Source organism: Domibacillus sp. DTU_2020_1001157_1_SI_ALB_TIR_016, assembly GCF_032341995.1.
In the GTDB taxonomy this organism is placed as follows: Bacteria; Bacillota; Bacilli; order Bacillales; family Domibacillaceae; genus Domibacillus; species Domibacillus indicus_A.
Map to the genome: position 1 here is coordinate 183,037 of NZ_CP135439.1, position 11,359 is coordinate 194,395.

At 47.4% G+C, this 11,359-nt stretch carries 12 protein-coding genes; 10 read left to right on the top strand and 2 right to left on the bottom strand.

Annotated features, from left to right (window positions below):
* The first annotated feature begins 137 nt into the window (after window positions 1-137).
* The 3 genes from RRU94_RS08930 to RRU94_RS08940 all read left to right on the top strand — a co-directional run bounded on the left by RRU94_RS08930 (window position 138) and on the right by RRU94_RS08940 (window position 3,229).
* Complete coding sequence (locus RRU94_RS08930) at window positions 138-1,187, top strand: lactonase family protein (RefSeq protein WP_315693782.1); 1,050 nt, start codon at window positions 138-140, stop codon at window positions 1,185-1,187.
* 73 nt (window positions 1,188-1,260) lie between these two features.
* Window positions 1,261-1,950, top strand: coding sequence for a TerC family protein (locus RRU94_RS08935; protein ID WP_410493038.1), 690 nt, complete (start codon window positions 1,261-1,263; stop codon window positions 1,948-1,950).
* Between the two features lie 49 nt (window positions 1,951-1,999).
* Entirely contained in the window at window positions 2,000-3,229 is a 1,230-nt protein-coding gene (locus tag RRU94_RS08940; protein ID WP_315693784.1) for a CynX/NimT family MFS transporter, read from the top strand.
* Between the two features lie 43 nt (window positions 3,230-3,272).
* Here the strand turns inward: RRU94_RS08940 and RRU94_RS08945 are convergent, their stop codons facing one another.
* Window positions 3,273-3,779: a shikimate kinase gene (locus RRU94_RS08945; protein ID WP_315695887.1), complete on the bottom strand. Its 507-nt coding sequence runs from the start codon at window positions 3,777-3,779 to the stop codon at window positions 3,273-3,275.
* Window positions 3,780-3,979: 200 nt separating this feature from the next.
* Here RRU94_RS08945 and RRU94_RS08950 point away from each other — a divergent pair, with 200 nt between their 5' ends.
* A complete protein-coding gene (locus tag RRU94_RS08950) occupies window positions 3,980-4,939 on the top strand; it encodes a 2-hydroxyacid dehydrogenase (RefSeq protein ID WP_315693785.1) in 960 nt (319 codons plus the stop codon).
* Window positions 4,940-5,011: 72 nt separating this feature from the next.
* On the opposite strand, the gene RRU94_RS08955 is transcribed toward RRU94_RS08950, so the two are convergent.
* Window positions 5,012-5,773 (bottom strand): IclR family transcriptional regulator, encoded by a 762-nt coding sequence (locus tag RRU94_RS08955; protein ID WP_315693786.1) that lies wholly within the window; start codon window positions 5,771-5,773, stop codon window positions 5,012-5,014.
* A 670-nt stretch (window positions 5,774-6,443) separates the two neighbouring features.
* On the opposite strand from RRU94_RS08955, the gene kduI reads away from it, so the two are divergent.
* The 6 genes from kduI (at window position 6,444) to RRU94_RS08985 (ending at window position 11,348) form a co-directional block, all read left to right on the top strand.
* A complete protein-coding gene (gene kduI, locus RRU94_RS08960; RefSeq protein ID WP_309090397.1) occupies window positions 6,444-7,274 on the top strand; it encodes a 5-dehydro-4-deoxy-D-glucuronate isomerase in 831 nt (276 codons plus the stop codon).
* Window positions 7,275-7,288: 14 nt separating this feature from the next.
* Window positions 7,289-8,053, top strand: a complete 765-nt coding sequence (gene kduD, locus RRU94_RS08965) for a 2-dehydro-3-deoxy-D-gluconate 5-dehydrogenase KduD (protein WP_315693787.1) — start codon at window positions 7,289-7,291, stop codon at window positions 8,051-8,053.
* 13 nt (window positions 8,054-8,066) lie between these two features.
* Window positions 8,067-9,014 carry a sugar kinase gene (locus tag RRU94_RS08970; protein ID WP_315693788.1) on the top strand — a complete coding sequence of 316 codons (948 nt, stop codon included), beginning with the start codon at window positions 8,067-8,069 and terminating at the stop codon, window positions 9,012-9,014.
* Window positions 9,015-9,023: 9 nt separating this feature from the next.
* A complete protein-coding gene (locus RRU94_RS08975; RefSeq protein WP_315693789.1) occupies window positions 9,024-9,662 on the top strand; it encodes a bifunctional 4-hydroxy-2-oxoglutarate aldolase/2-dehydro-3-deoxy-phosphogluconate aldolase in 639 nt (212 codons plus the stop codon).
* Window positions 9,663-9,805: 143 nt separating this feature from the next.
* Window positions 9,806-10,633: a sugar phosphate isomerase/epimerase family protein gene (locus RRU94_RS08980; RefSeq protein ID WP_315693790.1), complete on the top strand. Its 828-nt coding sequence runs from the start codon at window positions 9,806-9,808 to the stop codon at window positions 10,631-10,633.
* A 79-nt stretch (window positions 10,634-10,712) separates the two neighbouring features.
* Window positions 10,713-11,348: a YesL family protein gene (locus RRU94_RS08985; protein WP_315693791.1), complete on the top strand. Its 636-nt coding sequence runs from the start codon at window positions 10,713-10,715 to the stop codon at window positions 11,346-11,348.
* Window positions 11,349-11,359: the final 11 nt, after the last annotated feature.

Here is an 11,359-nt window from a genome sequence, read left to right on the forward strand (position 1 = left end):
GAGGTGCTTTTTTGTTATCCATCGTTTTTAGATTTTTTGGACAAATTAGCATGAAGACTTATTTACGGTTCATAGTATATAATAGAAGTGTCGTATACATAGACAAGAGGAGCGACTTACGAAACGGAGGCACTTTCATGACGATCTATACAGGGTTTGTAGGAACGTACACAAAGCAGGACGGAAAAGGAATTCATACGTTCGAGCTTGATACAGAAAAAGCCGAACTCTTACATGCTGCGGTGGCAGCAGAAGTAAACAATTCAACATACATCACGATTAGTGAAAACGAACAATTTTTATACGCGGTAGAGAAAGGCGGAAAAGGCGGCGGCCTTGCAGCTTTTTCAATTCAGAATGGAAAGCTTCACAAACTGAATGACGTACTCGACAGCGAAGGCGTGCCTTGTCACGTATCCCTGAATAAAAATGGCACGCGTGCTTTCACAGCTCAGTACCATACGGGGACAGCGGAAATGTACAGCATCAATGCAGAAACAGGCGAATTAATTGATTTGCTTGATGTGGCGACTCATGAAGGGACAGGCCCGAATCCAGATCGCCAGGAAAAAGCGCATACTCACTTTTTCGGTACGACAAAAGATGAGCGTTTTGTTGTGGCGGTGGATCTTGGAACGGATGAAATTATCACCTATGAAGTGGCTGGAGAAGACCTATTGAAAAAAGCGGTTTTCAAAACAGAGCCGGGAGCAGGTCCGCGCCATATCGTGTTTCACCCGACGGAGTGCGTAGCTTATGTGATGACAGAGCTGAGCAACGAAGTACTTGTTCTGGAACTTAACGAGCAGGATGGGACGTTTGAACAATTGTACGCCCACAAAACAATCCCGGCTGATTTTACAGCAAACAGCCAGGGCAGTGCCATCCGTATTTCATCAGACGGCCGTTTTGTTTATGCAGGCAACCGCGGCCACAACAGTATCGCGGTATTTGAAACAACTGAAAATGGACGCCGTCTTCAGCTGGTAGAGATCGTGTCCACAAAAGGCGATTGGCCTCGTGATTTTGATTTAGACCCAACTGAAATGTTTTTAATCGTAGCACACGAGAAAACACATAATGTAGTCCTGTTTAAGCGTGAAGCGAAAACCGGCCGGCTGACGCCCGCACATTCAGAAGTGACTGTACCCGAAGGAGTCTGTGTGACCTTTTTAAAAGGAAACTAATTGAAAGAAGGCCTTCTATTTGAATGCAATCGAACGTATCGTTCAGACGTACGCCTCCTTTTTTGACTGGGACATGTGGGTTCATGTCCTGACAGACCCAGTCAGCTGGGGATTGATTGGGACACTTGTCGTGATGGAAGGGCTTCTTTCAGCGGATAACGCCTTGGTGCTGGCCGTAATGGTTCGTCACCTGCCTGAAAATAAGCGGAAAAAAGCACTGTTTTACGGACTTTTAGGCGCATATACATTTCGGTTTGTGGCGATTGGGCTTGGTGTCTGGCTGATGGAAATTCGATGGGTCAAAATTCTGGGCGCTATTTATTTAGCATGGCTCGTTTGGGATCATTTAAAAGAGCCCAATAAAGAAGAACAGCCTGTTGAAACGACGAAAACCGGCGTACTGATTCGGATGTTTGGCCCGTTTTGGGGAACGGTTGCAGCGGTAGAACTGATGGATATTGCTTTTTCTGTCGACAGCGTTCTGGCGGCGTTTGGGATCAGCAAAGAAGTATGGATCCTGCTTTTGGGCGGTATGTTCGGTGTTCTGATGATGCGGACAGTAGCAGGCCTGTTTATGAAGCTGATTGACCGGGTGCCGGAGCTTGAGACGACTGCTTATATTTTAATTGGGATCATCTCCATTAAAATGATGCTGAGTATTGCATATATAGAAATAAGCCATACCATTTTCTTTGTGGTTTTAGCGATGGCGTTTGTAGGAACATTCGTTGTTCATATTTTTCGAAGAAACCCTGTCAATTAGCGGCAGGGTTTTCTTTATGGAGATAAGAAAAGGAGAAAGGAAACAGAAAATGAGCAGTCTAAGAAATGAGATAGAACAACAGCGGTCAAGGACCGGACAGCTTTTGTTGCTGTTCAGTATTATCCTGCTGGCGTTAAATATGCGGTCACCGATCACCTCGGTCGGACCGCTCACAACAATGATTCAAAATGACCTGCAGCTATCAAGTGCCGCAGCAGGGGCGCTGACAACGATTCCGCTGCTCGCTTTTGCCGTATTATCACCGTTTGCGTCAACGTTAGCGCGTGCATTTGGCATAGAGCGAGTGCTGTTTAGCGCATTGCTGCTTTTAACAATCGGCTTGATGCTGAGGCCGGCGGGAAGTGTAACGGGATTGTTTTCCGGTACGATGCTGATCGGGCTGGCGATTGCTCTTTGCAATGTGCTTACACCGGCTGTTGTAAAGCTGAATTTTCCTCATAAAATCGGTGTTATGACAGGCTTTTATGCAATGTCTATGAATTTATCAGGAGCCTTTGCGTCTGGATTCAGTATTCCAATGGCGGCATTCAGTTCTTTTGGCTGGCGGGCTTCATTAGGGGTTTGGATCATACCGGCAGGTGCGGCTATCCTTGTTTGGATGACGCAGTGGCGCTACATTCGGCATCCGTTAAAAGCAGGACGGCGCACAGGCCAAAAAACATCCCTTAAGCGCTCGGTACTGGCCTGGAAAATCACCGCTTTTATGGGCATTCAGTCTCTTCTGTTTTATTCACTTGTAGCCTGGCTGCCTGACATTCTGCATGAACAGGGGCTGAGTGTGGAATCAGCAGGGTGGATGCTGTCCGCCATTCAATTCACACAGCTGCCGTTTACGTTCATTGTTCCGATCATCGCCGATCGAGTGCAGAATCAGCAGCCGCTTGTGATCGCGGCCGCCTTCTTTATGGCCGCCGGCTTGAGTGGTATTTTATTCGCCTGGACAGAATGGATCGTTCTTTGGGTTATCTTGATTGGGATTGCTGGAGGGATTTCTTTTAGCCTTGCCATGATGTTTTTTACACTCCGGACGAGAACATCGCTGGAAGCGGCTGACCTGTCGGGAATGGCGCAATCAGCCGGCTATTTGTTTGCTGCATTGGGGCCAGCCTTGTTTGGTGCGATTCATGATATATTAAATGGATGGACGGTGCCTCTTCTGCTATTAATAGCGGCTGTGATCGGCCTTTTTATCGCCGGTATGGGTGCCGGAAAGAACCAGTATGTAATGGGGGATCCGGATCCTCACTCCATGAAATAAAAGCTGCACGATAAGGAGTCTTGCTTCTTATCGTGCAGCTTTTTTACTTATGATTCGGTTCGTATAATTCCCATGTGTATTTAAGAGAATCAACAATAAAGTCGGCTACTTCTTCTGCGGAACGATGACGAACCGGCAGTGTAGAATGGTGAATGGCGTACGCGCTCTGCCGTTTGTAAAACAGCTCTTTAATTTCATCTATGCTTTTGCTTTGAAGAACAGGACGGGTATCGACCAAAAGATCAAGGCGTTCTTTCCATTCTTCCCAATCTACATCCAGATAAAAAACGATGCAATGATCCAGGCATGCTTTTCGGATTTCAGGGTTTAAAAAAGCACCACCGCCGATAGACAGAACTTTTAGCTTTTCCTGGGCAAGAGAGCATGTTTTCTTCTGTTCATATTCCCGAAAAAACGGCTCGCCTTGCTCGGCAAAAATTTGGGGAATGGTCATGCCAAAATCTTTTTCAATTTCCTGATCTACGTCAATAAATGTTCGGTAGAGTTTTTTTGCAACCAGTTCGCCGATCGTCGTTTTGCCGACGCCCATAAAACCGATCAATACAATGGATTTCTGTCTTGCCGGTATCTGTAAATGGTTCAATCGAAACACTCTTTCCTTTGTTTAAATTACTTTTTAGTATAGTACAGCTGTGAAGCGCCGTAAACATGTTTCAATACAGGATAGAAGAAGGCTTTCCGATCGTTTCATGCTACACTAGAAGAAAATGTAAAGAAAGGATGATTTAATTGAAGCCAGTTGTTGTGGTGTACAAGCCTTTGTATGAGGAAGCGCTCCAGTATATTCAGTCCCTATGCCAGGTTGAATATTTCCCGGGATATGAACGAACCGATCCAGCTTTCGTGGAAGCGCTCGGCCGTGCGGACGGCTTGATCGGTTCAGGTTTAAAAGTGGATGAGGCACTCTTGGATAAAGCGCCAAATCTAAAAGTAATCGCCAACAAATCAGTAGGCTACGATAATCTCGATATTGGGCTTTTAAAAAAGCGTGGCATACAAGCAGCGAATACGCCGGGTGTTTTAGACGACACAGTCGCAGATACCATTATGGCGCTCGTGCTGGCCGCTGCACGGCGGGTAACCGAATTGGACCGGTTCGTTAAAACAGGCGACTGGGCTGAAAAGGGATTTCATGAGGACCAATTCGGTGTGGATGTGCACCATAAAACACTTGGTATTATCGGCATGGGGGGGATCGGGCGGACCGTTGCCAAGCGGGCACATTTTGGCTTTGATATGAACATTCTCTATCATAACCGCTCACGCCAGGAAGAAGAAGAGCATACATACGACGCTGTTTATTGTACGATGGATGAGCTGCTTGAACAGTCGGATTTTGTTTGTGTGATGACACCGCTGACCGAACAAACGAGGGGAATGATCGGCCGGGAAGCGTTTGAGAAAATGAAGGAAACAGCTGTTTTTATCAATGCATCACGCGGCCCAGTCGTAGATGAAAAAGCACTGATCCATGCCTTACAGTCCAAGCAAATCCGGGCTGCAGGACTCGATGTATTCGAGCAGGAGCCGGTCCGCTCCGACAACCCGCTTTTACAAATGGACAACGTTGTTACGCTGCCGCATATCGGCTCGGCAACCGAAGAAACACGTAAAAAAATGGCGATGCTTGCGGCCGAAAACGTGGTTGCCGGCGTTATAGGACAAACACTAAAAACGCCTATTTATTAATATTTTATACTTTACTGTTTTAATTAAGAAAAAAAGCACTTTCTGAACCGAAGACGGCCCGGAAAGTGCTTTTTATATTTGACAGCCAAGCTGCCGTGAAATATTTTTGGATGTTTCGCGCATTTTACGGATCAGTTCATCGTGAATACGTTCCATCGTAATGCGGTGAACAGGGCCGGATACACTGAAACTGGCAACGATACGGCCGCTGAAATCACGAATCGGCGCGGCGATACAGCGAATGCCTTCTTCATTTTCAATATTATCCAATGCATAGTTCTGCTGTTTGACGAGATTAATTTCTTTCTTGAGTTCCTCAAGTGAATCAATCGTTTTGGCTGTTCTTTTCACAAAATCGATTGGCGCTGTTGCCTGTTCAAATTCGGCTTCATCCATCCCGGACAGCAGGATTTTTCCTACTCCGGTGCAGTACATCGGATTACGGCTGCCAATTCGGGAATACATGCGGATCGTCTGGCTGCTTTCAATTTTATCGATATACACCACTTCTGCGTTATCCTCAACACACAAATGAATCGTTTCGTTAATATCCTCGCATAAAGCTTCAAGAAAGGGCCGGGCAGCGGAAATAAGACCGTTGTTAGCCGTCATATTGCGTGACAAGTACAAAACTTGATAGCCGAGCCGGTACCTTTCCGTTTTCGGATCCTGCGTCACATACTTCATATTCAGCAGTGTGCCGAGCAGGCGGTGAATCGTACTTTTGGATAAGCCAGCTTTCTCAGCAAGCCGGCTGATTTGAATGCCGTCTGGATAGTCCGACATGATATTAAGAAGCGTCAGTGCGCGTTCAAGTGACTGAACATTGGACATAAAAGTGTCCTCCTTCAAAGAGCTGTTCCATTTATCATAGGGAATCGTTGTTTTTTTGTAAATATATAAATAGAACAAATGATTTTACATACTATTTTTCAGAAAAGACGTATGAGAACAGCGCTTAGCCCAGGCAATGGAACAGCGGCATTCGCAGGGCTGCGCGTTCCATGGGGCAGGCGATAAGCTCACCTTCACCGCTCTGCGGCTCCGTCGATCTTATCTGCCCGCTAGTCCCATAGGAGTCTCCGCCCCGCGCCTGCCGCCTTTGTGGGGAGGAAAAACAGCAAGTGTTAAACATGCTTGCGGTGTCTATTCATTGGTGATCGCTTCTTTCCTAAAAAGCAACGGGCGGAGGGATGGCGGCGAAGACTCCCGCGGGACGAGCGGACAGGCTGAAACAGGCAGCGCGAAGCGGCGGCTGGTTCAGCGTTCGCTCCGCAGGAAAGCGCAGCCGCCAGCCCGCAGCCCATTACGCCGCTTTTCTAAAAGGAATTCTTACATGATAATAAACGGCGGATGTAAAAAGTTTAATTTAACTTATACGAGCCTGTTTTTTTTCTTTTTTCAGAAAATTACTTGCAAACGGTGAAAACGCCTTTATAATAAAAGTATAAATAATGAAACAACGTTCCACAATACGGAACAAGATAAAAGGAGTGTTGGATATATGAAAACGATCTATGCTCATCATCCGGATGATGTAAAAAACTACACGACTGACAAGCTGCGTGAACAGTTTTTAATGGAAAAGGTGTTTATCGAAGACAGCATTCAGTTAACGTACAGCCACGTCGACCGGATTATTTATGGCGGTGCCATGCCAGTTGGGAAAGCGCTCACAATGGAAGCGGGAAAGGAATTAGCCGCAGAATATTTTCTTGAGCGCCGCGAAATGGGCGTCATCAACGTCGGCGGTGACGGGAAAGTCACACTCGATGGCAAAGAATATGAGATCAATAGCCGTGACGGCCTTTATATTGGCAAAGGAACGAAGGATATCGTGTTCGAATCAAAAGATGCAGGGAACCCGGCTAAGTTTTATATCAATTCATGTCCAGCCCATCACTCCTATCCAACGGTTAAAGTCGGTCTTGATAATGCCATTGCGCGTCCGATGGGAGCAGACGAATCAATGAATAAGCGGACGATTTACCAGTTTATCCATCCAGATGTATTAGAGTCGTGCCAGCTGAGCATGGGGATGACCATGCTTGAAAAAGGAAGCGGCTGGAACACGATGCCGTGCCATACACATGAGCGCCGTATGGAAGTTTATTTTTACTTTGACATGGAAGAGGACACACGCGTGTTTCATATGATGGGACAGCCGCAGGAAACACGTCATATTGTCATGGCGAATGAGCAGGCGGTGCTGTCGCCAAGCTGGTCGATTCATGCAGGTGCCGGCACGAACAACTATACGTTTATTTGGGGCATGTGCGGCGAGAACATTGACTTTGATGATATGCAGTTTGTCGATATGAAGGACTTGCGCTAAGGAGGCGGAACAGGATGGCTTTTCAACAGGAGTTCTTTTCACTAAAAGGGAAAACAGCGCTCGTCACAGGAGCAAGAACAGGAATAGGGCAGGCAATTTCTGTTGGTCTTGCCGCGTCTGGTGCACATGTTTTATTGCTTGGGCACCGCGATAATTTAGAAGAAACAAAAGCGCAGATTGCCGAAGCAGGTGGAACATGTGAAACGGTATTGATTGATTTAAGTCAAACCGGCAGCATTCGGGAGCAGATTAAGCCGGTGCTCCAAAAGCATCAAATTGACATTTTAGTCAACAATGCCGGCGTCATTTACCGCGAGCCGGCAGCCGAATTTGATGAATCAGAATGGAACCGTGTCATGGATGTAAATATAAATGCCGTGTTTATTTTATCGCAGGAAGCAGGGCGGTTCATGATTGAGCGGGGCTCTGGAAAAATCATTAATATTGCTTCGCTTCTTTCTTTCCAGGGCGGCGTCTTCGTTCCTGCTTACACGGCAAGCAAGCATGCGGTAGCCGGTTTAACGAAAGCGCTTGCGAATGAATGGGCCGCTAAAGGCGTCCAGGTGAACGCCATTGCACCTGGCTACATTGAAACGAACAATACAGAAGCACTTCGTAACGATCCAGACCGGAGCAAATCTATTTTGGACCGGATCCCTGCTGGAAGATGGGGAGAGGCGGATGATATTGCCGGTGCAGCTGTGTTTCTTGCTTCCAAAGCAGCGGATTACGTGAACGGCCACGTACTTGTTGTCGATGGCGGCTGGATGGGAAGATAAGGAGGCGAAAGAGATGGATGTGATAACAATCGGCGATGGCATGATCACCTTTGACCCCGCTTCAAAAGGGCCGCTTCGCTTCGTCAATCAATTCCAGCGGAAAATTGGCGGGGCTGAATTAAACGTGATGCTGGGCTGTGCCCGCCTTGGTCTTCGCTCGGGCTGGATCAGCCGCCTTGGCAAGGATGAATTTGGCCGGCATATTATAAACACCGTCCGCGGAGAAGGAGTGGATGTTTCCGAGGTAAAGCTGGAGGAAGGATACGCGACGTCGCTGAATTTCAAAGAAGTACAGGAATCCGGTGCGGGACGGACCTTTTATTACCGCCTGCCTTCACCGACTGAAACACTGACACCGGAGGCATTGCCGGAGGAATACATCAAAGGAGCCAAAATTCTTCATGTTACCGGCGTATTTCCGGCGATTCAGCCGCAAAACCGCCAGGTGATTCTGCGGGCGCTTCAAATTGCGAAAGAAAATGGTGTGAAAGTGTCCTTTGATCCAAATATCCGGCTTCGTCTTTGGTCAAAGACAGAAGCGCGTGAAACGATTTTATCCTATTTGCCATATGTCGATTATTTATTGACGGGCCGCGAAGAGCTGGAAATCATCTTTGATTCAACGGATGACAGCTTTCTGCGCCGCGCACTCGGCGGATTTTCATTTGAGCAGGTGATTATGAAAGACGGCGAAAAAGGAGCGGCTGTTCTTCAAAATGGCTCGTGGCAGCATGTGGCTGGCTTTCCGGTTGCGAAAGTAGTAGACACAGTTGGAGCCGGCGATGGGTTTGATGCCGGTTTTCTATACGGTTTGCTGCAGGGCTGGCCGGTGGAACGGTCACTTGAATTTGCAAATGCCATTGGCGCGATGGTTGTACAGGTGAACGGCGATAACGAAGGCCTTCCGTACTTGGAAGAGGTGGAAGGGTTTTTAGGTCAGCGTGAAACGATAGAAAGGTAGGGAAACAGCATGGTAATTGAACAGTTAATCGAGGCGCCTCTTGTGCCCATTTTACGAAAAGTGCCGTATGACAAAAGCGCTGCTATTGTAAAAGCGCTTGTTGACGGCGGTGTAACCTCAATTGAAGTAACCATGGAAAGTGACCGGGCCGAGGAGATCATAGCGGAAGCCATTCAGACGCACGGCAATCGTGTGCTGGTGGGTGCCGGAACGGTGCTGAATATTGAGGACTGCCGCCGGGCCATTGAAGCCGGTGCCCAATTTATTGTGACGCCGGCATTGGATGAAGAAGTGACGGCATATGCAGTCGAGCAAAACGTTCCGATCATTCCAGGTGTATTTACGCCGGCAGAGATGATGCGGGCAATGAAGCTGGGGGCAGAAGCGATTAAGCTATTTCCGGCATCCGTGCTCGGTCCTGCTTTTATCAAAGATGTAAAAGGGCCGCTCAGCCATATTCCCATTATGACGACCGGAGGCATTACGCTCCAAACAGCCGCTGACTACATTAAAGCAGGAGCCGCGGCAGTCGGAACAGGCAGCGCTTTGTTGAAAAAAGACTTGATTGCTTCTAATGACTGGGAAGGGTTAAAGAAAGAAACGGAAAAGTGGATTCAAGCTGTAACGATCCATAAAGTTGCAGGGTAAAACGCCGTATGGCCGAAATACGAGGAAAACAGGCCGGAATTTTCTGCCTATAGCCGGATTCTTTATCATTCCGGCCATAGGCTCACTAATTCCGGCTCCCTTGCGTTTTTTTCGGCCTGCAGAAAAACAGGAGGGAAGCAAATATGAAACTAGGCATTCGTGGACATGACCTGGGAAAAATGCCGGCAGAAGAGCTGGCACGGACCATTTCTGATAAAGGATTCGATGTGGTGCAGCTGGCGGTCGGAAAATCATTTGATTTTTATACGGAGCCCGGCAGCTTAACGAAAGAGATTTCCCGGGAAATTGGCGAGACGTTCCGCCGGCATGATGTGCAAATTGCGGTGCTCGGCTGCTATATTCAAATGATTCATCCGGACACCGCTATCCGCCGGCGTGAGCTGGATCGTTTCAAAGAGCACCTGGCTGCTGCAAATGATTTTGGCTGCCTGCTGGTCGGGACAGAGACTGGAAATGTTCATGCAGAAATCGCGTACACAACGGACAATTTCAAGGAAGAGCCGTTTCTAGCCGTTGTAGAAAGCATGAAAGAACTGGCTGCTGAAGCAGAAGTGCAGAATGCGATCATTGGAGTAGAGGCCGGTGTGAACCATCCGATCTACTCACCGGAAACGATGAAGCGGCTGCTTGACCTTGTCCAGTCCGATCATGTGCGTGTTATTTTCGATCCAGTTAATTTACTGACGGCCGAAACGTGGGAGAATCAAGCAGCTATATTCCAAGAGGCGTTTCATCTGTTTGGTGATAAAATTGCCGTGCTGCATGCCAAAGACGTCGAGCTGAAAAACGGTTTACTTCAAGCCGTGCCGGTAGGGAAAGGCTTAATTGATTACGAAACTGTTTTTCGGCTGATCAGAGAAACAGGCCGATCGATCCCGGTTTTGCTGGAAGATGTGCGTGACCCGTTTATTGAAGAAAGCCGTCAATTTCTTGCTGCTCAATATCACTGATTTTTAAACAAACTCCCCGGAAAAGTGATATCGAAATTTTTCCTGATTTCGATAAACTGGATAAAAAGGGGATGGTATAATGGTACAAATGATGACGAATGGTGTGTACCGGTTTTGTGAATGGGTGACCCGCCTTGCTTATTTAAACGTTTTATGGATAGCGTTTTCACTGGCGGGTCTGCTCGTTCTTGGCTTTTTTCCTGCGACGGCTGCCCTGTTTGCAGTCACACGCAAATGGGCCATGGGAGAAACGGATATACCTGTTTTCCGGACATTTTGGCGTACGTATAAGGAATTATTTTGGCGGTCCAACCGGCTTGGCCTTACGCTGGCGCTGCCCGCTGTTTTATTTGGTGCGAACTTCATGATCTTTGAGCAGTATGGAGCGCCGCTTCCATTTATGCCGTTTCTGTTAACAAGCTTTTTCTTATTGTATAGTGTGGTTGCATTATTTGTTTTTCCGGTGTATGTTCACTATAACGTTCCGCTCAAACAAACGGTCAAGTATTCACTTTTGATCGGGCTGCTGCGCCCTGTTCATACCGTGCTGATGATTGCGAGTCTGATTGGAATGGCATATGTTATGATGCAGCATATTACGTTTATGTTATTCTTTAGTGGAAGCGCTTTCGGGTTTGTGCTTATGTGGTTTGCGATGAAGGCATTTCACAAGATAGCGGAAAAGCAGGAAGAAGCCTCTCTGCAGCAAACGTAAAAAATGCGCCG

Bases quoted from the DNA above. Each gene is read 5' to 3' on its own strand.
- RRU94_RS08970 (WP_315693788.1), top strand. From the start codon at position 8,067: ATGGATGTGATAACAATCGGCGATGGCATGATCACCTTTGACCCCGCT.
- RRU94_RS08930 (WP_315693782.1), top strand. From the start codon at position 138: ATGACGATCTATACAGGGTTTGTAGGAACGTACACAAAGCAGGACGGA.
- RRU94_RS08935 (WP_410493038.1), top strand. From the start codon at position 1,261: ATGTGGGTTCATGTCCTGACAGACCCAGTCAGCTGGGGATTGATTGGG.
- RRU94_RS08945 (WP_315695887.1), bottom strand. From the start codon at position 3,779: ATGGGCGTCGGCAAAACGACGATCGGCGAACTGGTTGCAAAAAAACTC.
- RRU94_RS08955 (WP_315693786.1), bottom strand. From the start codon at position 5,773: ATGTCCAATGTTCAGTCACTTGAACGCGCACTGACGCTTCTTAATATC.
- kduD (WP_315693787.1), top strand. From the start codon at position 7,289: ATGGCTTTTCAACAGGAGTTCTTTTCACTAAAAGGGAAAACAGCGCTC.
- RRU94_RS08975 (WP_315693789.1), top strand. From the start codon at position 9,024: ATGGTAATTGAACAGTTAATCGAGGCGCCTCTTGTGCCCATTTTACGA.
- kduI (WP_309090397.1), top strand. From the start codon at position 6,444: ATGAAAACGATCTATGCTCATCATCCGGATGATGTAAAAAACTACACG.
- RRU94_RS08985 (WP_315693791.1), top strand. From the start codon at position 10,713: ATGGTACAAATGATGACGAATGGTGTGTACCGGTTTTGTGAATGGGTG.
- RRU94_RS08980 (WP_315693790.1), top strand. From the start codon at position 9,806: ATGAAACTAGGCATTCGTGGACATGACCTGGGAAAAATGCCGGCAGAA.
- RRU94_RS08940 (WP_315693784.1), top strand. From the start codon at position 2,000: ATGAGCAGTCTAAGAAATGAGATAGAACAACAGCGGTCAAGGACCGGA.